Below are 20,981 nucleotides of genomic sequence, written 5' to 3'. Positions count from 1 at the left end.
ACTAACCATGGGCGTTGAAGGTATCGGAGCACGGGTTCTTCGCAAGGAGGACAAGAGGTTTATCACCGGCAAGGGCAAATACACCGACGACATGGTCGTCCCCGGCATGAAGCACGCGACGTTCGTGCGCAGCCCACACGCCCACGCCAGGATCACCGGCATCGATGTCGATGCGGCGAAGGCGATGTCCGGCGTCGTCGCGGTGCTGACGGGCAGCGAGCTCAAGGCCGACGGCATAGGCAACCTCATCTGTGGGTGGATGATCCACTCCAAGGACGGCACGCCTATGAAAATGGGCGCCTGGTCGCCGCTCGCAACCGACAAGGTGCGTTATGTTGGCGACGCAGTCGCTATTGTCATCGCCGACACCAAAGGTGAGGCGCGCGATGCTGCCGAGGCAGTCGAAGTGAGCTATGAGGAATTGCCTGTCGTCGTCAACGCGCTCGACGCGATGCAGCAGGGCGCGCCGGAGATTCATGCGGAAGCGCCTGACAATCTGATTTTCGACTGGGATCTTGGCGACGAAGCAGCAACGAATGCGGCCTTCGCCAAGGCGGCACACGTCACCAGCATGGACATCGTCAATAATCGCCTTGTGCCAAATGCGATGGAGCCGAGGGCAACGCTCGGCGTCTACGATTCCGGTGAGGATCACTACACCTGCTGGACGACCTCGCAAAATCCGCACGTTGCCCGCCTGGTGATGAGTGCATTTTATAATGTCGCGCCAGAAAACAAGCTGCGTGTGATTGCGCCGGATGTCGGTGGTGGTTTCGGTTCGAAGATTTACATTTATCCCGAAGAAATCACCTGCCTGTGGGCATCAAGGAAAACCGGCGTTCCCGTCAAATGGGTGGCTGACCGCACTGAGAGCTTTCTCACCGATGCGCATGGGCGCGATCACGTCACCCACGCGGAAATCGCCTTCGACAGCGACCACAGGATTCTTGGCCTCAAGGTTGCGACGATCGCCAATCTCGGCGCCTATATGTCGCTGTTTTCGAGCTGCGTCCCGACTTATCTCTATGCAACCCTGCTCTCCGGGCAATACGCCATTCCGGCAATCCACGCCAATGTGAAGACCGTCTATACGAATACTGCGCCCGTCGACGCCTATCGCGGCGCGGGGCGGCCGGAGGCGACCTATGTGCTTGAGCGCATCATGGAGACAGCGGCCCGCGAACTTAAAATTTCCCCTGCCGAACTGCGGCGCAAAAACTTCGTGAAATCATTCCCGCACCAGACGCCGGTGATCATGTGCTACGACGCCGGCGATTTCGATGCGACGCTCGACGCGGCCATGAATGCCGCTGATTATGCCGGATTTGAGAATCGCCGGCAGGAGGCAGCAAAACGCGGCAAGCTGCGCGGCATCGGCATGAGCTGCTATATCGAGGCTTGCGGCCTAGCGCCCTCTTCCGCTGTCGGCTCGCTGGGTGCGGGCGTCGGGCTCTGGGAGAGCGCGGAGGTGAGGGTCAATGCTGTCGGCACGATCGAAATATTGACCGGATCGCATTCGCACGGGCAGGGCCACGAAACCACCTTCGCCCAGCTAGCGGCGGAACGGTTCGGCGTGCCCATCGATAGTGTTTCCATCGTCCACGGCGATACGGACAAGGTGCAGATGGGCATGGGCACCTATGGTTCGCGCTCGGGTGCCGTCGGCATGTCGGCGATCGCCAAGGCGCTCGACAAGGTCGAAGCCAAGGCCAAGAAGATTGCCGCCCATTTGCTTGAAGCTGACGAAGCCGACATCGAAATCAAGAACGGCGATGTGCGCGTTGCCGGCACGGACAAGAGCGTGCCGTGGTTCCAGGTGGCGCTTGCCGCCTATACGGCGCACAACCTTCCATCCGGCATGGAGCCGGGCTTGAAGGAAGGCGCATTCTACGATCCGTCGAATTTCACCTTCCCGGGCGGTTGCCACATCTGCGAGGTCGAGATCGACCCCGAGACCGGCACGACCGAAATCGTCCAGTTTGTGGCTGCCGACGATTTCGGCAACATCATCAATCCGATGATCGTAGAGGGGCAGGTGCATGGCGGTCTTGCGCAAGGCATAGGCCAGGCATTGCTCGAAGCCACGCACTACGATGCGAGCGGGCAGCTTCTGACGGCAAGCTACATGGACTATACGATGCCCCGCGCCGTCGATCTGCCGTCCTTCACCGTCACGAACACCGTGACAGCCTGTCCTTCCAACCCGCTAGGGGTCAAGGGCTGCGGGGAAGCGGGCGCCATAGGCTCGCCCCCGGCGGTCATCAACGCTGTAACCGATGCCATCAGCAACAATAATCTGGCCATGCCGGCGACCCCGCAAAATGTCTGGGCCGCACTGCAGGCGGCGAAATAAGGAGGCACGCCATGTACGAGACACAGTATCATCGCGCCACCTCCGTCGAAGGCGCTGCCCGGCAGATGGGCGAGGCCGAGGATGGCAAGTATCTTGCCGGCGGCATGACGCTCATCCCGACGATGAAACAACGCCTGGCGTCACCGAGCGATCTTGTTGATTTGCGTCGCATCGAAGCGTTGAAGGGCGTGAAGATCACAGGCCGCACCGTCCGTATCGGGGCGGTCACAAGCCATTATGACGTATCGACGAACGTGGAACTGGCAAAAATCTGTCCGGCGATCACCAGCCTTGCCGGCCATATCGGCGATCCGCAGGTTCGCAATATGGGGACGATCGGCGGGTCGATCGCCAATAATGACCCGGCCGCGGACTATCCCTCGGCGCTTCTCGCGCTGGATGCGACGATTGTGACGAACCGCCGTTCGATAGCCGCCGCGGACTATTTTATCGGCCTCTTCGAAACAGCGCTGGAACCCGACGAAATTATAACGGCAGTTGAGTTCACGGCGCCGGACCGGGCTGCCTACAAGAAGTTCCCCAACCCAGCGTCGCTCTACGCGATGGCCGGCGTCTTCGTCGCCAAATCCGGCGATACGGTCAGGGTCGCGGTCACGGGCGCCGGCGAGAACGGTGTGTTCCGCCTCGAAGATGCCGAGACGGCGCTTGCGGCGGATTTTCACGCATCGGCGCTGGATAATTTGACAGTCGATCCGAACGGATTGCTGTCCGACTTGCACGCCTCGGCGGAATACCGTGCCAATCTTGTGAAGGTGATGGCTAAGCGCGCCGTTGCCGAAATCGCCAGCCGGCCGATGTAGGCTGCTTGCCTTCAACCCATTGGGGTCGTTGCGGCGGGTGCCATATTCACCCGGCGCAGAGCTTCGCCTTCGCTGCGTGGTATTCCCGCTCCAGCCGCGTGACAAGTTCGCCGGCAGGAACGATCTCCTTGATGGCGGCGATGCCCTGGCCGCAGCCCCAGATGTCCTTCCAGGCTTTGGCACCTGTCGTTGCCGCTTCGAAGTCCATCTTCGACGGATCGGCTTCCGGCAGGTGTTCGGGATCCATTCCGGCCTTCGCGATCGAGGGCTTGAGATAGTTGCCATGGATGCCGGTAAAATAGTTGGAATAGACGATGTCCGTCGAGGTCGAATCGACGATCATTTGCTTGTAGCCGTCGATGGCCCGCGCTTCGTCCGTGGCGATGAATGGCGAGCCGATGTAGGCGAGATCCGCGCCCATGGCCTGTGCGGCGAGGATTGCACCGCCATTGGCGATCGCGCCCGAGAGCAGCAGCGGACCGTCGAACCATTCGCGGATTTCCTGGACGAGGGCGAATGGCGACAGCGGGCCGGCATGCCCGCCGGCGCCTGCCGCAACGGCGATAAGCCCGTCAGCGCCCTTGCGGATTGCGGAATTGGCGTGGCGGTTGTTGATGATGTCGTGGAGGACAATGCCGCCATAGGAGTGGATCGCGTCGTTTACCTCGGGGACTGCTCCCAAGGATGAGATGACGATCGGAACCTTGTATTTGACGCACATGCCGAGGTCATGTTCGAGGCGCTTGTTGGAGCGATGGACGATCTGGTTGACAGCGAACGGCGCGGCGGGGCGGTCCGGGTTCTTTTCGTCGTGATTGCGCAACTCCTCGGTTATCTCCGCGAGCCAATCGTCAAGCTGCGCCTCGGGTCGCGCATTGAGCGCCGGAAATGAGCCGACGATGCCGGCCTTGCATTGCGCGAGAACCAGTGGCGGATGCGAAACGATGAACAGCGGCGCACCAACGACCGGAATGCGCAATTTCGACTTAAGTACATCCGGCAAAGCCATCGACCACTCCCAGAAAATTTTGACGTTTGCGTAAACGTAACTCTTTTACCAGACCTGCAATATTCGGCAAGCGAAACCAGAACCATGTGATCGAGCCGCGCCGCCGCAGGCAGCGATCTTAATGAATAAGCGTCTGTTCTTGTCGCAAGGCACCTCAACCCTTTTATGGGGTGTATCTGGGGCTCTGCGGCCTGTACCCTCCAGGCAGCGGCGAAGTGCCATCATTGCGCCGTCAAAGTCTTGAATAAGCAGTCGAATGCGCTATGGCTAGCCATTCATTACGAAATGATTTGAAGGAAGCGGCTGTTGGAAGCGATCGAACAAGCGATCCGGAACGCATTGGCGAAAGCCGACGCGAGGAACCCTGCCATTCGTCAGAAAATCTACGAATCAGCATGGGGTGCGCATGAGCGCTCGCTCGCGGCCAATGGCGCGCTCGAAGAAAGCCAGCGCGACGACCGTCGCGAAATGCTGAAGGCGGCCATTACGCGGATCGAGGACGAAGTGCAGGCAACCGGCGCGACTACCCCGCCGCCGGCGCTCGAGCCCGTTGCGGAGCCGCGCGAACCGATGTTCGTCGCAAATCCCGCGCCGCAACACGGGGCCGATGAGCGGATCGAGCCATCGATCGACATGGATCCGCCAGAAGTGGAAGGGCCTGTTCTTGGGTCCGATGAGCCGAGCCCCGACAATTATCGACCGGGCAAGACACGCCGGAAAGTGCGTCGCGACGCCGAGCGGCGCAAGGCGAGCGGCTTTTCCAAGGCGCTAATCCTTTTGGCCCTGCTGGCTGTGGCCATCGGCCTTTTCTGGGTCGTCGCTTCCGGCATTATCAAACCGGTTCCGAACATGGAGGCATCGAACACCACGAGCGCGCCGGCCTCCAGCAACAGCCAGGAGCCGATGAAGGAAGGCCAAATGTCGGCGACGGGCAACTGGATCGAGGTGTTCAACCCCGCTGACATGTCGCAGGTTGCCCTCGAGGGCCGCGCGACGGCGACGATCGCCGGCGACCAACTGGAGAAATTCGTGCGCATCCAGTCGCCGGAGGATGCCGATACGATCAGCTTCAAGGTCGGACAGGGCGTACTCGACCAACTCGCCGGCAAGACCGCCGTGTTCGATATCATTGCCAAGACTGACGACGGCAAGAGCTCGCAGATTGCGGTGAGTTGCGATTTCGGCAGTCTCGGCGATTGCGGACGCAAGCGCTTTGATGTCTCGGATGCGAGCAAGGAATATCTGGTGCAGGTGCAGTTCCCGCAGGGCAATGCGCCTGCCGAAGGCGGCGTGATCACGATCAATTCGGATGTCACGCAGTCAGGGAAATCCGTCAATATCATCGCCATTCGCGCCCAGGTCGCCAATTGAGCAAGCTGGCGCGGGCGTTTCTTTCGTCCGGCGATCTGATCGCGGATCGTCGTGCTTCCTACGCGGACATGCTGTTCGACGGTGGCGAGCATGCGGCCGCCGCCGACCTGATGCGGCAAGCGCTTGAGATTGTCCCCGAATGGGCGGCGGGATTGTTCCGCCTCGGCGAAATGGAAGAAGCTGCCGGAAATGGCGATGCTGCGGCCATCGTCTGGAAAAGGCTGGTCGAACTTGACGTCGAAGACCGTTTCGGGGCTGGCCTCAAGCTGGCCGCTTCCGGCCGGGGCGACATCCCGGTTACGCCGCCTACTGCCTATGTCGAAACACTTTTTGACGCCTATGCGCCAACCTTCGAGAGCGCACTCCTCGAAAAGCTCGACTACAGGGTGCCGGGGCTTCTGGCAGCGGCGGTGGAAGACGCCGCGCCCGGCAGACACTTCGCCTCGGTGCTCGACCTCGGCTGTGGCACAGGTTTGATGGGCCCTTTGCTGCGTGCCAGGTGCCAACATCTCGTCGGGATCGATCTATCCGAGGTCATGCTGCAGCGTGCCGCGGAAAAGAACGTCTACGACAGCCTCGCCAAGGGCGACGTGAACGAACTCGATGTTCCAGCAAATGAAGCTGATCTCATCATCGCCGCTGATGTCTTCGTCTATGTCGGAGTGCTCGACCGCGCCTTCGCGAAGATTGCCTCTGCTCTTGCGGCTGATGGGCTATTCGCCTTCTCGGTCGAGACGCATGACGGCGATGACGGGTTGGTGCTGCAGCAATCGCTGCGCTATACGCACTCCGAAGCTTATGTGCGCCGGCTTGTGGCGGTCCATTCGATGACGCCGGTGAGCATTGACCGCCAGACCATCCGCATGGATCGTGGCGAGCCCCTTAGCGGGCTCATTGTCGTTGCGAAACACCTTTGATCAATCTTTGCGGAAGACAAGGCGTCCGGCCCAGCCGGTGACGACAGCAAGAAACACCGCAAAGAGTCCATAGAGCAGGCTGTGCTGGTTGGCGGCCCGGAAGATGCGGAATTCCAGTCCGGCCTTGACGATGTTGAGGCTGGTCGAGCTTTCACGCAGGAACTCGCCGTTGCGGAAGAGGTAGGCGCGCGCCACGTGCTTGCCAACGGGCACATTGGCCGGGAGCGACAGCGTCGCGCGAAACAGCGTCGAGGATAGAAACTGCACATCCCCCACACGCTGGTTGTAGAGCAGCTGTTTCTGTTTGAGTCGCGGCAATTCCTTGGTGAACTCCCGCAACGATGCGCTCGAATCGAAACCCTCCGGCATCGGTTCGTAATAGATGTTGTTTACGCCAAGGCTTAGCTGGGCGAAGATCTTCGGCGTCGTGATGTCCTGCAGGCTGCGCGTCGATGCCAGTGAATAGGATGCGGGAATGTTCTGGAACGAAACGGATTCCGTATTTACCCAGATGCCGAAATACCTGTCCTTGCGCCGGACGACAAAGTTCCGGGGAGGACCCTCAAGAATGACGACCACATCGTAGCGGCCCTGCCGCTGGATGAGTGGATCCGCATTGTCGAGCGCGCCGAAGACGGTAAGGTCAGTGCCCCGAAATCCCGACGTGATCGAGATCGTGTCGGTGGAAAGTCCGATCTCGATCGTTTCCTTGCTGGCCGGTACCGGTTGTTGCGCCTGGGCAGCCCGGCCGGCAACCAGGCAGAGCATCATGAGCGGGATCACGGCAAGGCGCATTATGAGCCTCCCGAGACCAGGGCCAGCGTTACCGAATAGATATCGTCCGGGGTGACGAAGAGTTCGATGGCGAGGCGAAGACCGACTGCCAGCACCAGCGTTGCAAGCAGTGCGCGCAGCTGTTCGCCCCTGAGTTTCTGGCCTATGCGTGTGCCATATTGCGCGCCAACGACACCGCCGCTCATCAGCAGCATCGCGAGAACGATATCCACCGACTGGTTGGTCGTCGCCTGCATGACGGTGGTGAACGCAGTCACGAAAACGATCTGATAGAGCGAGGTCCCGATGACGACATTGGTCGGGACCTTGAGGAGGTAGATCATGGCGGGGACCATGATGAAGCCGCCGCCAACGCCCATGATCGAGGAAAGAAAGCCGATGGCGCCGCCAAGCACGAGTACCGGAATGATGCTGACATAGATCTTGGAGGCGCGAAAACGCATCTTGAACGGCAGCTTGTGCACCCAGTTGTGCTGGCCGGGCCGCTTCAACGTCGCAAGCTGGCCAGCGCGGGTACGGCGCATCGCCTTGATGCTTTCATAGAGCATCAGCCCGCCGATCGTGCTCAGGAACACGACATAGAGCAGCGAGACAATGAGATCGAGCTGACCGAGCTGGCGCAGGAGTACGAAGACATAGATGCCTATCGCCGAGCCGACGATACCGCCGACAACGAGCAGCGACCCGAGTTTCACGTCGAGCGAGCCGCGCTTGAAATGGGTAAGCGCGCCGCTGAAGGACGAGGCGATGACCTGGTTGGCGCCGGTGGCCACCGCGACGGCGGGGGGAATATTGTAGAAGATGAGCAGCGGCGTGATCAGGAATCCGCCGCCAACGCCGAACATGCCCGACAGAAAGCCGACCGCCGCGCCCATGAAGAAAAGCACGAAGATGTTGACCGAAATCTCGGCTATTGGCAGGTAGACGCCCAATTCAAACCCCGGAACCATTGCGGTGCTACGCCTGCGGCGTGACAGCACAATGACAGTAATTCTTTAAGGTTTCTTGCCCACTTGCGGGCTTCACGTCAAACTTTGACTTAACGGCGCGCATTGGGCCGGTTCAAATGCGAAGATGCGTGTCGCTTCGTTAAAACGAAGCGCATTTCCGGTTGACTTGCAGGCCGCTTGAAAGGCGCCCCCTCCCGGTCGAACCGGGAGGGGAAACGCAGTTCAGATCTGCTTGTTTTTCTGCAGAAGGTTCCTGACGAAATCCTTGTCGATATTGCCCGTCGGCTTCAAGCCGTTGTCCTTCTGGAAGGCCATGATCGCATCACGTGTCTTCGTGCCGATCTTGCCATCCGAGCCGCCCGCATCATAGCCGTTCTTGTTGAGGATCAGCTGAACGTTGCGGATGGCCTTCTCCATGTCGAGCGCTCCTGAGGTCACCGAGCCGGTAACAGCTGGGGAATCGCGCCATTCCGCCGGAACATTGGTGGCGTTCGCGTCGGGATTGAGGGGCTTGGCGTTCCAGAGTTCGACAGCAGCCCGGGCTCGCTCGAGCTGCTCGGGTCTCATGACTTTCGCTACATCCTCACGCTTCTGTGCGGCGTCGACATCTCCGGCCTTGGCTGCGAGCGCGAACCATTTGTAGCTTTCCTCAAGGTTCTGGGGCACGCCCATGCCTTTGGCGGAAAGGATGGCAAGGTTGAACTGGCTGTCCTTGACGCCGAGTTCCGCCGCCTGGGCAAACCAGCGCGCGGCTGCCTCGTTGTCAGGGGCGCCATCGGCGCCGCCTGCAAAGAGCACCGCCAGATTGTGCATCGCGCTGGCATTGCCCTTTCCGGCCGCCAATTCGTAATAGGACTTCGCCTTGGCAAGATCGCGCGTGACCCCGAGGCCCTTTTCGTAGAAGTTGCCAAGCCGGTATTCGGCCGGCGCAAAGCCACGCTCCGCAGCGCGGTCATACCACTCGATGGCCTTGGCGTAGTCGCTCTCGACGCCGCGACCTTCCATGTAGCGGTTGCCGATCTCGAACAGGGCACGGCTGTCGCCCTTGGTCGCAGCGTCGCGCAGCGGCTCAGGTCCCGCCTCGACCGGGATGAACGGCAGCACGGCGGAGGACGCACCGGTTGCCGGCACGGTCGCGGGCACCGGATCGATCATGCGCTCGGAATTGATGACGCCGGCCACCGGGTCCTGGACGGGCGCAGGCTGCGACACTGCCGACGCATTGTTTTCGGCAGGTGTTTCGGGCGCAGCGTTGGTGTGAGGCTCCGCCTGTGGCTGCTCCTGCGTGATAGCTGGCTCTTCCGGGTTGGCTGGCTCCGGTGCCTTGGAGGCGAGGTCCGTTCCCGGATGATCGACGAAGGCATTTTTCAGCTGCAGACCGGCTATCGCGATCATGATCGCACCAATCGCGAGCAGGATGGGCTTGCGCTGACGCGAGAAGATTCCGCTCTTGGCCGCGCCGTCGGTCGCGCCGTCACCGAATGCGATGCCGCGTTTCTGATTTTCGGCCTCTGTGGCTGCTGCCTGCGCTGCGCGGCGGGCCGCCGTAATGAAATCCGCCTTGCCGCCGGCGATGTCAGTCGCAGCCGACATGTCGCGCCGTTCGTCACGGACGCGTTTGAGGATGGAATTGAGGTCGGGCATGCCAGACCCGGGCTCGAGCGGGCGGTTGAGAATGTCGGCGTCGATCTCTGTCGCCGGCTCTTCCTTGATGTCGTCCGATAGGTCGAGTGAAGGTTCCTGTGCCGCTGCCTCGCGCTTGCCGCGTACCTTGAGGCTGCGTGTAAGGCTGCCGAACAGTGATTTACGCTCCCGCGGCGTTTCCGTTGCAATTTCCGCGTCGACGATTTCGTCAGACGCAGGCTGTTCTTCCCGGGCGGATACAAGCGGCGCATTGAAGGCAGGCGCACTTTCTGCGACAGGCTCCTTGGTGAACGTTGCTGTTTCGGCCAGCGGCGCGTCCGGAGCGACGACCGCCGTGCTTTCGGCAGGTCCGAAATTCTTGTAGATCGGAACGGCGCCGCTTTCGAGCGAAGCCAGGCGATCAACGATCTTGAGCAGCGTATCGTGAATGGCCTCGAAGGTGCGGCCGTTGCGCTCGTCGGACCGTCGCGCCAGCTTCTCCAGCGTCTTCAGGTCGTCGGCGAGCTCGCGCGCGATCGAATTGTCATGATCGCTGCCGAAGTTCGCTGTATTGCGGATTGCCTCGGCCGCCGCATTGCGTGCTGCCTCGACGACCAGATCGCGATTGCCGGCGATGGCGACTTCGATGGCTTCGAGGCGCGGCGAAATCTTCGCGATTTCAGCATCGCGATCGTTGGATTGGGCGAGACGTTCGGCAAGACCGGCAATCTGCAGTTCGAGACTGCGTATGGCGTCCTTGGTGCCGTCTGCTTGCGGCAGGTTCTCGGCAAAGTAGCGGGCCATGTCATCGAAGCGTGCTTCGAGATTGTCGGTCAGGCGGATATCATTGTGCTCGACGAGCGTATGATGCTGGTCGAGGCGGCGGGTGAGTTCCTCGAAGCGCTGATCCATCTTCTCGATGAAGGCCGGGTCAACCGCCGCCGGCTGGGGCGCGGCATCGAGCTTGCTTATGATCTGCAGTACGCGGCCCTCCAGGTCGCGGAAGTCCGAAATGCTGATCGCGGCGGGCGCACTCTGCAAATGCCGCGCCACGGCCGAAAGCTGTTCAGCAAGAATGTCGAGGTTCTGCGTCGTCGTTCCATGCTGCTTGTTGAGTTGCTCGATATGATGCGCGAGTTCACCCATCCGCTTGAGAATAACGTCCGAGGTTCTGTCGTGCGTGGCTGACTCGATTGTCGAGGCAAGCGACGAAATACGTGCCTCGACGCGTTCGAAGGCATCGGCCTCGGCATATTGCAATGCTGCCGGCCGCGCGGTGGCGACGATGGCGCGGCTGATCTCGTCGAGGCGCTCGTCCATCTGTTGCATGAACTGCGTCGGGATGCCGGAGCCGTGGCGACGCGACATCTGCTCAACGGCCCCGGTGAGAAGATTGAGCTTTTCCTCGACGTTGTGCAGCGGCAGCATGTGCGAGGGCGCATCGACGGTGCGATGGATTTCGTTGAGGCGGCGTTCCAGGGAACCGAGCGCAGCCTCGGCCTCATTCGCATAATAAGTGCTGCGGCCATAGGGCGCGCGCTCATGCGTGGTCGAATGGCGCAGCCGGTTCATGGTCTCGCCATGAAGCTCTCCGCGCGAAGTGGTCTCGATATCGTCGCGCATCTCGTCGCGCAATTGCTTCAATTGGGCGGCGATGGCGGACAGATCGTGCTTCTCTTCCGAAGCTAGGCTCGCGGAAGAGGTTGCAGGTTGTGCTGCCTGCGCGATGCGTTCGGGCAGGGCCGATTGTCCTGCGCGGGAGGCGAGGGCGGCGAAACGATCGGCGATGTCGGGCGTTTCCTCGCCGACCTCCGGCTGCATCGAGCCGCGCAACTGCGCTTCAAGGGTTTCTAGGGTGCGGTTGAGGCTGTCGAGCGACGTCGCATCGCGGCGTGCGCGGTTCACATTGACCTGTTCCATTAATGACCTTTGGTTTGTCATGGATGTCTGCTGCCCGAGTTGACGCGCCGGCCTGGCGCTTCCAGTTTCGACTGGGCGGAAAAAGGTGGCCTTGGTCTGCCGAAAAGCGAATGCGCCGCAAGACGATCATTCGGGCCAATTCGGAAAGCCGGGACCTTTGCCCCACACAGTCCGACAAGCCGTGAAAAACCAACCACACATAGACACGGATCACCGACACGTTGACATTGGCGAAACGTGGTAAACAACTCGTTAAGATAAGGCGCTAAAAGGTTAAAAATCTGCTCGCCTGCTGCTGCCGCGGTTGCGGCCTTGTTTTGCAACTGGGAATTGTAGGGGGTGCGCCCAAGTCTTGGCGCTGCCTGTGAACTTCGACAAACTTTGACGTTTACGGAAACGTCAAAGTTTGCTAGATAAAGATAAATATGGCGGTGCCGCTTATGGGCGCCGCATCTGCTCGTTTATGTTTTGGAGGAAACCTGATGCCGAGTTACCGCGCGCCCGTTGAAGATACGTTGTTTATCCTGAACGATGTCCTGGGATTTGAACGCTACAACAACCTCCCGGGTTTTGCCGATGCGTCGCCGGATATCGTGGAAGCCATCCTAGGCGAAGGCGCTAAACTCGCTGAGAACACGCTGTTTCCGGTGAACCAGATCGGCGATCATGAGGGCTGCGTACGCCACGACGATGGTTCGGTCACGACGCCCAAGGGCTTCAAGCAGGCTTTCGATGCCTATCGCGAAGGTGGTTGGGTTGGACTTGCCGTTCCGCAGGAATTCGGCGGCCAGGGCCTTCCCTATACGCTGCACGTCGCGGCGGGCGAATACATGGCATCCGCCAACATGGCGCTGGTCATGTATCCCGGCCTCACCCAGGGCGCGATTGCTGCCATCGTCACGCATGGCACCGACGAGCAGAAGCAGGCCTACCTTCCCAAGATGACCGACGGCATCTGGACCGGCACGATGAATCTCACCGAACCGCATTGCGGAACGGATCTCGGGCTCTTGCGCAGCAAGGCGGTACCGAATGGCGACGGCTCGTACAAGATTTCCGGCCAGAAGATCTTCATCTCGGCTGGCGAACACGACATGGCCGAGAATATCATTCACCTCGTTCTCGCCCGCATCGAAGGAGCGCCGGAGGGCGTGAAGGGCATTTCGCTGTTCATCGTGCCGAAGTTCATTCCCGATGCGAACGGCAATCCGGGCGAGCGCAACGGCGTTTCCTGTGGTTCCATCGAAGAAAAGATGGGCATTCACGGCAATTCGACCTGCGTCATGAATTATGATGAGGCGACCGGCTACCTCCTTGGCGGGGAGAACAAGGGCCTGCGCGCCATGTTCACCATGATGAACGAAGCACGGCTCGGCGTCGCGCTCCAGGGTCTGTCGATCGGTGAAGTCGCTTACCAGAATGCCGCCATCTATGCCCGCGACCGTATTCAGGGCCGCGCGCTGACCGGCCCCAAGGAGCCGGACAAGAAGGCTGACCCGATCATCGTCCACCCCGACATCCGCCGTATCCTCCTGACGATCAAGTCATTCAACGAAGCGGGCCGCGCCTTCATCCTCTGGTCAGCGCTGAAATCCGACGTCGCGCATCGCTCCGGCGATGAGGCCGAGCGCCAGCTTGCCGATGACATGCTCGGCCTGATGACTCCGGTTCTCAAGGGTGTTCTTACCGACAAGGGCTTCGAACATGCCTGCATGGCGCAGCAGGTGTTCGGTGGCCACGGCTACATCGAAGAACACGGTATGAGCCAGTATGTGCGCGACGCGCGCATCGCCATGATTTACGAGGGCGCGAACGGCATTCAGGCAATGGATCTGGTCGGACGCAAGCTCGGCCTCAATGGCGGCCGCGCCGTCATGGCCTTCTTCAAGGAAGTCGGCGACTTCTGCGAGGAAAATCGCAGCGACGATAATCTCGCCTTCTTCACCAAGCACCTGAAGAAGGGCTTGAACGACCTGCAGGCCGCCTCCATGTGGCTGATGCAGAATGGCATGGCCAATCCGGACAATGCCGGCGCGGCATCGACCGATTACATGCACCTCTTCGGTTTCGTAAGCCTCGGCTATATGTGGGCCCGCATGGCCAAGGCGTCGCATGCGAAGCTCGCGGAAGGCACCGAGAACAAGGCCTTCTTCGAGACGAAGCTCGCCACCGGCAAATTCTTCATGGAGCGGGTGATGCCGGAGACATCGGCGCATCTTGCCCGCATCCAGACCGGAGCGGATACGATGATGGCGCTGCCCGCCGAAGCATTCTAAGCTGCCGGCGAACGCTTTTCCGAGCCGCGCCTCACGCGGCTCCTGTAACCGAAATCGGGAGGTTAGTGATGGGTCTGCGACCGGAAGAAGTATTGGGTGTTCCCAAGCCTACGTGGAAGACCGATGATGTCGTGATGCTGGAGGATATGGCCACCAGGTTCCTTGAGGCCGAGGTGGTGCCCCATTACGACCGCTTCGAAAAGCAGGAGATTTTCGACCGGTCCATCTGGGAACTCGCCGGGCAGAATGGCTTGCTTTGTGCTTCGATGCCGGAAGAATATGGCGGCGCCGGCGGCACCTACGCCCATGAAACCGCAATCCTCGAAGCGATCAGTCACGTCGGGACCGACGGTTTTGGCATTGCACTCCACAATTCCATCGTCGCGCCCTATATCCTCCACTATGGCTCGGAAGAGCAGAAGCGGAAATGGCTGCCGAAAATGGCGACCGGTGAGCTTATCGGTGCCATCGCAATGACGGAACCGGGAGCAGGCTCCGATCTCCAGGGCGTCAAGACCAGCGCCAAGAAGGACGGAAACCACTACGTCATCAATGGATCGAAAACGTTCATCACCAATGGCCAGCTCGCCAATCTGATCATCGTCGTCACCAAGACCGATCCGTCGCAGGGCGCCAAGGGCACGTCGCTCATCGTCGTTGAAACCGATGGCCAGGAAGGCTTCGAGCGGGGCCGCAACCTCGACAAGGTCGGTCTCAAGTCCAACGACACTTCGGAGCTGTTTTTCAACGATGTGCGTGTGCCGACCTCCAACCTTCTCGGAACCGAGGAAGGGCAGGGCTTCGTCCAGTTGATGCAGCAATTGCCGCAGGAGCGCCTGCAGATCGGCGGTTCGGCTATTGCCATGGCCGAACGCGCCATCGCGTTGACGATCGATTATGTGAAGGAGCGCAAGGCGTTCGGCAAGTCGGTCATGGAGTTTCAGAACACGCAGTTCAAGCTCGCCGAACTCAAGACCGAGGCGACCATCGGCCGGGTTTTCTACAATCATTGCGTCGAGCGGCATGTGAACGGCGGTCTCGACCCCTTTACCGCATCCATGGCGAAATACTGGCTGAGCGATCTGCAGAACAAGGTCGTCGACGAATGCCTGCAACTGCACGGCGGCTATGGGTACATGAACGATTTCCCGATCGCCCGCATGTTCCGCGACGCGCGCGTCCAGCGGATTTATGGCGGCACCAACGAAATCATGAAGCTTTTGATCGCCCGCAGCCTATGAGCCGCGGGTTCGAACAGGGAGAATGAAATGACTGAGGCATATATTTACGACCACGTGCGCACGCCGCGCGGCAGAGGCAAGAAGGATGGCAGCCTGCACGAAGTGCCCGCCGTCCGCCTTGGCGCCCATGTTCTCGAGGCGCTGCGCGACCGCAACGGCCTCGACACGGGGCTGGTCGACGACATTATCTATGGCTGCGTCGATCCGGTCGGCGAAGCGGGCGCCGTCATTCCGCGCTCCTCGGCTTTTGAAGCCGGCTATGATTTCAAGGCACCCGGCATGCAAATATCGCGCTTTTGCGCCTCCGGCCTCGATGCGGTGAATTTCGGCGCTGCGAAGATCGTGCAGGGCGCGGACGATATCGTCATCGCCGGCGGGGTCGAATCGATGTCGCGCGTCGGCATGGGCATGTCCGGCGGTGCCTGGTATATGGACCCGTCCGTAGGGCTCCCCGGCTATTTCATGCCGCAGGGCGTTTCCGCCGACCTGATCGCCACCAAATACGGTTTCAGCCGCGACGATGTGGATGCCTATGCCGTCGAGAGCCAGAAGCGTGCAGGCGAGGCCTGGAAGAAAGGCTATTTCAAGAATTCGGTGCTCGAGATCAAGGATCAGAACGGCCTGACCATTCTCGATCACGACGAACACATGCGCCCGTCGACCGATATGCAGGCGCTCGCGGCACTCAACCCCTCCTTCGTGATGCCCGGTGAAATGGGCGGCTTCAATGCGGTCGGCATTCAGGCGCACCCCGAGGTCGAGACGATCAACCATGTGCACCATGCGGGCAATTCCTCCGGTATCGTCGATGGCGCGGCCGGCGTTCTCCTCGGCTCGAAAAGTGCCGGCAAGGCGCTCGGCGCCAAGCCTCGCGCCCGCATCCGCGCCTTTGCCAATATCGGTTCCGACCCTGCATTGATGCTGACCGGCCCGGTGGATGTGACGCACAAGCTCCTGAAGCGCGCCAAGATGAAAATCTCGGATATCGACCTCTTCGAACTCAATGAAGCCTTTGCCGCAGTCGTGCTGCGCTACATGCAGGCATTCGACATCCCCCGCGACAAGATCAACGTCAATGGCGGGGCCATTGCCATGGGCCATCCACTCGGTGCAACCGGCGCGATGATTCTCGGCACGGTTCTCGATGAACTCGAACGCCGCGATCTCAATGTCGCCCTCGTTACCCTGTGCATCGGTGCGGGCATGGGCACGGCAACGATCATCGAACGCGTCTGAGGGAGAACGGACTTATGAGCTACATCAACTTCAAATTCGACGTCGACGCGGACGGCATTGCACTCGTCACCTGGGACATGCCTGACAAATCGATGAACGTCTTCACCGAAGAGGTGATGAAGGAACTCGATCAGATCGTTGATCGCGTTACCAAGGACGATTCGGTCAAGGGCGCGGTGATCACCTCCGGCAAGGATACCTTTTCCGGCGGCGCCGACCTCACCATGCTCAAGCGCATGTTCCAGATGTTCCAGGCCGAAAAGGCAAGGGACCCGAAGAAAGCGGTCGAACTGCTGTTCGAGAACACCGGCAGGATGGGCGGGCTCTTCCGCAAGCTCGAAACCTGTGGCAAGCCCTGGGTCTCGGCGATCAACGGCACCTGCATGGGCGGCGCATTCGAAATGTCGCTGGCCTGTCATGGCCGTGTCGTCTCCGACGATCCGTCGGTGAAGATGGCGCTGCCGGAAGTCAAAGTCGGTATTTTTCCGGGTGCCGGCGGCACGCAGCGCGTCCCGCGCCTGACAAACCAGCAAGATGCCCTGCAGATGATGACCACTGGCTCCAGCCTCACCGCATCGCGCGCCAAGGCCATGGGCCTGGTGCACGAGATCGCTCCGGCCAAGAAGCTTGTCGAGGCAGCAAAGAAGATGATTAAGGGCGGCCTGAAGCCGGTTCAGCCCTGGGACGAAAAGGGCTTCAAGCTTCCAGGCGGGGCCATCTATTCGCCGGCAGGCGCCAATCTGTGGCCAGCCGCAACTGCGATCCTGCGCCGTGAAACCTACGGCAATTATCCGGGCGCAGCCTCCATTCTCAAGGCTGTCTATGAGGGACTGCTGGTCCCGTTCGATACGGCCTTGAAGATCGAACAGCGCTATTTCACCAAGATCCTGCAATCGACCGAAGCCGGAATGATGATCCGCTCGCTCTTCGTCTCGCTGCAGGAACTGAACAAGGGCGCGCGCCGGCCGGTGGATGTGAAGCCCACAAAGTTCAAGAAGGTTGGCGTCGTCGGCGCCGGGTTCATGGGTGCCGGCATCGCCTATGTCACCGCCAAGGCCGGCATTCCAGTGGTGCTTCTCGACCAGAGCCTCGATGCCGCCGAGAAGGGCAAGGCCCATTCCGCCGATCTCGTCACCAAGGACGTGCAGCGGGGCAAGGCGACAGCCGAGGAAAAGGAGAAGCTTCTCGCCTTGATAACGCCGTCTTCCGACTATGCCGATCTTGAAGGCGCAGACCTCGTCATCGAGGCGGTGTTTGAAGACCGTGAGGTCAAGCGTGTGGTGACCGAGAAGGCCGAGGCCGTACTGAAGCCTGCCGCGGTATTCGCATCCAACACCTCGACGCTGCCGATCACCGGGCTTGCCAAGGTCTCGCAGCGCCCGAAGAATTTCGTCGGGATCCATTTCTTCTCGCCCGTCGACAAGATGATGCTGGTCGAGGTCATTCTCGGCAAGAAGACCTCGGACAAGGCGCTTGCGGTGGCGCTGGATTACGTGCGTGCCATCAAGAAGACGCCGATTGTCGTCAATGACACGCGCGGGTTCTACGTCAACCGCTGCGTGCTGCGCTACATGGCCGAGGCCTACAACATGCTGATCGAGGGCGTGCCGCCGGCGATGATCGAAAACGTCGCGCGCATGGCCGGCATGCCGGTCGGGCCGCTGGCGCTCAACGACGAAACGGCCATTGATCTGTCGCAGAAGATCCTGAAGGCGACGCTCGCCGATCTAGGGCCCAAGGCGATCGATCCCCGCCACGTTGAACTGGTCAATACCTTAGTCGACAAGTACGACCGCCGCGGGCGCAAGAACGCCAAGGGCTTTTACGACTATCCTGCGAAGCCCGCAAAGAAGCAGCTCTGGCCGGAACTGAAGACGCTCTACCCGCAGCAGGACCCGGACAAGATCGATATCGAGGTGCTGAAGCAGCGCTTCCTCGTTGCGATCGCCCTGGAAGCTGCCCGCGTGATGGAGGAAGGCATTGTTACCGACCCGCGTGAAGCGGACGTCGGCTCGATCCTCGCCTTCGGGTTTGCCCCTTATACGGGCGGAACGCTCTCCTATATCGACGGGATGGGCGCTGCCAGGTTCGTCGAGATCGCCAAGGGGCTGCAGCGAAAGTACGGGGCCCAGTTCAAGGCGCCGAAACTCCTTCTCGACATGGCGGAAAAGGGTGAGACCTTCTACGAAAGGTTCAATCCTTATCCGGTCGAGGAGAAAAAGCAGGCTGCTTGACGGCGTCTGCATGAATCTGAAAAGAGTGGGCAGCTTATGCCCACTTTTCTTTGGATAATAAGAAAGTTTTCCGTAATTCCCCTCGACTTTTCCAAAATTCCTTCTTAAAACACCTCTGAAGGTATTTTTTCCTTTTATCCGAGACCCAACATGTTCTCACATGACCGCATTTGGGCGGCCATAGACGCATTGGCAGAACGCCATTCGCTTTCCGTTTCAGGATTGGCGAAGCGCGCGGGGCTTGATCCGACGACCTTCAACAAATCAAAGCGTTTCGCGGTCGACGGGCGGGCTCGCTGGCCCTCGACCGAATCCCTCGCCAAGATCATGGAGGCCACGGGTGCCTCGCTCGATGAGTTCATGATGCTGGTCGTGGGCAAGGCTGTACGGGCGGGCGGCACGGCCATCCGCTCGATACCCCTTCTCGGCTTTGCGCAGGCCGGCGCCGGCGGCTTCTTCGATGATGGCGGCTTTCCGGTCGGGCAGGGTTGGGACGTGGTCGAATTTCCCGTGGGCTCCGGCGACTCCGTCTATGCACTGGAGGTGTCGGGGGATTCGATGCTGCCGCTTTACCGTGACGGCGATACTATTATTGTTGCGCCGGGTGCTGCGGTTCGCCGCGGCGACCGCGTCGTGGTTCGCACCAGGGACGGCGAAGTCATGGCCAAGATTCTGGCCCGCCAGACCGCCCGCACGATCGAGTTGCAGTCGATGAATCCCGAACATCCCAATCGCACCTTTGACGCGGTCCATATCGACTGGATCGCGAGGATCCTGTGGGCAAGCCAGTAGGACTGATCCGCATGCGCCAGCTGCCGCTTTATATCCTGACGGTTCTGGTTGCCCTGACGCTTGTTTACGCCTTCGTTGCCCCATTCAACGGCGCGCTGGAGACTGCGCGGCCAGCCAGCGGGGACGAGCCAACGGTAACGACCGAGAATTTCGAATTGCCCTCGGAAATGCAGGACGCGCAAAGCGATGAGGCGAGCCCGGCGCCGGATGAGCCAAAGGCAGCGCCGAAGGCGGCCCGTACGGTCAAGCCGGACCTAATGTCGCCTTCGATCGGTGACGCAACGCCATTGCAGAGGGTCGCGCCGCGCCAACCCTTGAGCGAACTCGGCCAAGCCCTGCCCCCTAAACCGCCTGCGCCACCGGAACCGCCGCCATCGCTCACACCCCCGCCACCGCCGGTGCCGGTAGACGATACGGCAAAGCCGACCTTGCTCTACCGGCCCGTTGCAATCGCGGCCGGTTCGCTCGAAGTTTCGGGCTATCGCATCACGCTCGAGGGCATCGAGGAAATCAAGCCGAACGAGACTTGCACCAGCGAGGGTACGACCTGGCCCTGCGGAATGGCGGCCCGCACCGCGTTTCGCAATTGGCTGCGCCAGCGTGCGGTCGAATGCGACGTGCCGGGCCAGCCGCCCGAAGCTGTCATTGCGACCCATTGCCGGCTCGGTGGTGTCGATCTTGCGCAATGGCTGGTCGAGAACGGCTGGGCTCGCACACCGGACGGTTCGCCCCAGTCGGAAACGATGAAGAAGGCGCAAGAGGCGAAGCTCGGCATATTCGGCAGTCCACCGCCGGCGCTGCCGATTACGCAGGAACTGCCGGTGCCTGCGCTCCAGGATAATTTACCGCCGGAGGAATTGGCGGCGCCGGCCGTCCCCGCGCCGTTGCCGGTCCCGGACGCACCGTTCCCGCCGCCACCGCAGCAGTAGGGATCCAAGGTCGATCAAGCCGTGAGGCCCCCGGGTAAAGACTTGCGGCTCGATTTTTTCTTAGGACCCTTGTGAGGAAATGGGGGCAGCCATGAGGGGGTGTCGGCGAGCTTTTATAACCACCCGCCGATCAACCCTCGTGGCAGACAGCCTCGATATTATGCCCGTCGGGATCGCGAACGAAGGCGCCGTAATAGTTGGGATGGTAGTGCGGCCGCAGCCCCGGCGCGCCATTGTCGGTTCCGCCGGCGGCAATTCCCGCTTTATAGAAGGCATCGACGATGTTCCGGCTGCCAACACGAAACGCTACGTGGACCGTTGGCCGGTTGGGTTCGCCGCTGGCGATCCAGAAATCCGGCTTGCCGCCTTCACCAAAGCCCGCAACATCCGAACTGCCGGTCACGGAGGCCGGGAATTCGAGGATCAACTCATAGCCGATTGACGCGAACAACTGGCGATAGAACGCCTTGCTCTTTTCGAAATCGCTGACTGAAACTCCAGTATGATCAAGCAT

At 60.6% G+C, this 20,981-nt stretch carries 15 protein-coding genes; 10 read left to right on the top strand and 5 right to left on the bottom strand.

Annotated elements, in window-relative coordinates; all coding sequences use genetic code 11:
- Positions 1-7: 7 nt before the first annotated feature.
- Both HQ945_RS05695 and HQ945_RS05690 read left to right on the top strand, forming a co-directional pair.
- On the top strand, positions 8-2,353 hold the full coding sequence (locus HQ945_RS05695; protein ID WP_113279758.1) for a xanthine dehydrogenase family protein molybdopterin-binding subunit: 2,346 nt from the start codon (positions 8-10) through the stop codon (positions 2,351-2,353).
- Positions 2,354-2,364: 11 nt separating this feature from the next.
- On the top strand, positions 2,365-3,174 hold the full coding sequence (locus HQ945_RS05690) for an FAD binding domain-containing protein (protein WP_174207788.1): 810 nt from the start codon (positions 2,365-2,367) through the stop codon (positions 3,172-3,174).
- A 46-nt stretch (positions 3,175-3,220) separates the two neighbouring features.
- Here the strand turns inward: HQ945_RS05690 and HQ945_RS05685 are convergent, their stop codons facing one another.
- Positions 3,221-4,183 (bottom strand): NAD(P)H-dependent flavin oxidoreductase, encoded by a 963-nt coding sequence (locus HQ945_RS05685; RefSeq protein ID WP_027230363.1) that lies wholly within the window; start codon positions 4,181-4,183, stop codon positions 3,221-3,223.
- Positions 4,184-4,489: 306 nt separating this feature from the next.
- Between HQ945_RS05685 and HQ945_RS05680 the strand changes: the two genes are divergently transcribed.
- Together HQ945_RS05680 and HQ945_RS05675 are read left to right on the top strand one after the other, a co-directional pair.
- Positions 4,490-5,554: a hypothetical protein gene (locus tag HQ945_RS05680; RefSeq protein ID WP_174207787.1), complete on the top strand. Its 1,065-nt coding sequence runs from the start codon at positions 4,490-4,492 to the stop codon at positions 5,552-5,554.
- Positions 5,551-6,471, top strand: coding sequence for a class I SAM-dependent DNA methyltransferase (locus HQ945_RS05675; protein ID WP_343051175.1), 921 nt, complete (start codon positions 5,551-5,553; stop codon positions 6,469-6,471). Before HQ945_RS05680 ends, HQ945_RS05675 begins: the two co-directional genes overlap by 4 nt.
- On the opposite strand, the gene HQ945_RS05670 is transcribed toward HQ945_RS05675, so the two are convergent.
- From HQ945_RS05670 to HQ945_RS05660, 3 genes are all read right to left on the bottom strand, one after another.
- Positions 6,472-7,242, bottom strand: a complete 771-nt coding sequence (locus tag HQ945_RS05670; protein WP_425500627.1) for a TIGR02186 family protein — start codon at positions 7,240-7,242, stop codon at positions 6,472-6,474.
- Between the two features lie 23 nt (positions 7,243-7,265).
- Positions 7,266-8,216 (bottom strand): sulfite exporter TauE/SafE family protein, encoded by a 951-nt coding sequence (locus HQ945_RS05665; RefSeq protein WP_174207786.1) that lies wholly within the window; start codon positions 8,214-8,216, stop codon positions 7,266-7,268.
- Between the two features lie 222 nt (positions 8,217-8,438).
- Complete coding sequence (locus HQ945_RS05660; RefSeq protein ID WP_174207785.1) at positions 8,439-11,780, bottom strand: SEL1-like repeat protein; 3,342 nt, start codon at positions 11,778-11,780, stop codon at positions 8,439-8,441.
- 461 nt (positions 11,781-12,241) lie between these two features.
- Here HQ945_RS05660 and HQ945_RS05655 point away from each other — a divergent pair, with 461 nt between their 5' ends.
- From HQ945_RS05655 to HQ945_RS05630, 6 genes are all read left to right on the top strand, one after another.
- Entirely contained in the window at positions 12,242-14,035 is a 1,794-nt protein-coding gene (locus HQ945_RS05655) for an acyl-CoA dehydrogenase C-terminal domain-containing protein (protein WP_113279762.1), read from the top strand.
- A gap of 68 nt (positions 14,036-14,103) precedes the next feature.
- Complete coding sequence (locus HQ945_RS05650) at positions 14,104-15,276, top strand: acyl-CoA dehydrogenase family protein (protein WP_113279763.1); 1,173 nt, start codon at positions 14,104-14,106, stop codon at positions 15,274-15,276.
- Positions 15,277-15,303: 27 nt separating this feature from the next.
- Positions 15,304-16,512: an acetyl-CoA C-acetyltransferase gene (locus HQ945_RS05645; protein ID WP_027230355.1), complete on the top strand. Its 1,209-nt coding sequence runs from the start codon at positions 15,304-15,306 to the stop codon at positions 16,510-16,512.
- A gap of 14 nt (positions 16,513-16,526) precedes the next feature.
- Positions 16,527-18,746, top strand: a complete 2,220-nt coding sequence (locus HQ945_RS05640) for a 3-hydroxyacyl-CoA dehydrogenase NAD-binding domain-containing protein (RefSeq protein WP_091950530.1) — start codon at positions 16,527-16,529, stop codon at positions 18,744-18,746.
- 150 nt (positions 18,747-18,896) lie between these two features.
- On the top strand, positions 18,897-19,538 hold the full coding sequence (locus HQ945_RS05635) for a LexA family transcriptional regulator (RefSeq protein WP_027230353.1): 642 nt from the start codon (positions 18,897-18,899) through the stop codon (positions 19,536-19,538).
- Positions 19,523-20,467: a thermonuclease family protein gene (locus HQ945_RS05630; protein ID WP_113279764.1), complete on the top strand. Its 945-nt coding sequence runs from the start codon at positions 19,523-19,525 to the stop codon at positions 20,465-20,467. The genes HQ945_RS05635 and HQ945_RS05630 overlap by 16 nt, the downstream gene beginning before the upstream one ends.
- A 130-nt stretch (positions 20,468-20,597) precedes the next feature.
- Here the strand turns inward: HQ945_RS05630 and HQ945_RS05625 are convergent, their stop codons facing one another.
- Positions 20,598-20,981 carry a VOC family protein gene (locus HQ945_RS05625; RefSeq protein ID WP_113279765.1) on the bottom strand — a complete coding sequence of 128 codons (384 nt, stop codon included), beginning with the start codon at positions 20,979-20,981 and terminating at the stop codon, positions 20,598-20,600.

The organism is Phyllobacterium pellucidum (assembly GCF_013327855.1).
In the GTDB taxonomy this organism is placed as follows: Bacteria; Pseudomonadota; Alphaproteobacteria; order Rhizobiales; family Rhizobiaceae; genus Phyllobacterium; species Phyllobacterium pellucidum.
This window is presented reverse-complemented; position numbering and strand designations above follow the sequence as displayed.

Bases quoted from the DNA above. Each gene is read 5' to 3' on its own strand.
- HQ945_RS05660 (WP_174207785.1), bottom strand. From the start codon at position 11,780: ATGACAAACCAAAGGTCATTAATGGAACAGGTCAATGTGAACCGCGCA.
- HQ945_RS05665 (WP_174207786.1), bottom strand. From the start codon at position 8,216: ATGGTTCCGGGGTTTGAATTGGGCGTCTACCTGCCAATAGCCGAGATT.
- HQ945_RS05655 (WP_113279762.1), top strand. From the start codon at position 12,242: ATGCCGAGTTACCGCGCGCCCGTTGAAGATACGTTGTTTATCCTGAAC.
- HQ945_RS05690 (WP_174207788.1), top strand. From the start codon at position 2,365: ATGTACGAGACACAGTATCATCGCGCCACCTCCGTCGAAGGCGCTGCC.
- HQ945_RS05635 (WP_027230353.1), top strand. From the start codon at position 18,897: ATGTTCTCACATGACCGCATTTGGGCGGCCATAGACGCATTGGCAGAA.
- HQ945_RS05695 (WP_113279758.1), top strand. From the start codon at position 8: ATGGGCGTTGAAGGTATCGGAGCACGGGTTCTTCGCAAGGAGGACAAG.
- HQ945_RS05685 (WP_027230363.1), bottom strand. From the start codon at position 4,183: ATGGCTTTGCCGGATGTACTTAAGTCGAAATTGCGCATTCCGGTCGTT.
- HQ945_RS05625 (WP_113279765.1), bottom strand. From the start codon at position 20,981: ATGCTTGATCATACTGGAGTTTCAGTCAGCGATTTCGAAAAGAGCAAG.
- HQ945_RS05670 (WP_425500627.1), bottom strand. From the start codon at position 7,242: ATGATGCTCTGCCTGGTTGCCGGCCGGGCTGCCCAGGCGCAACAACCG.
- HQ945_RS05650 (WP_113279763.1), top strand. From the start codon at position 14,104: ATGGGTCTGCGACCGGAAGAAGTATTGGGTGTTCCCAAGCCTACGTGG.
- HQ945_RS05645 (WP_027230355.1), top strand. From the start codon at position 15,304: ATGACTGAGGCATATATTTACGACCACGTGCGCACGCCGCGCGGCAGA.
- HQ945_RS05640 (WP_091950530.1), top strand. From the start codon at position 16,527: ATGAGCTACATCAACTTCAAATTCGACGTCGACGCGGACGGCATTGCA.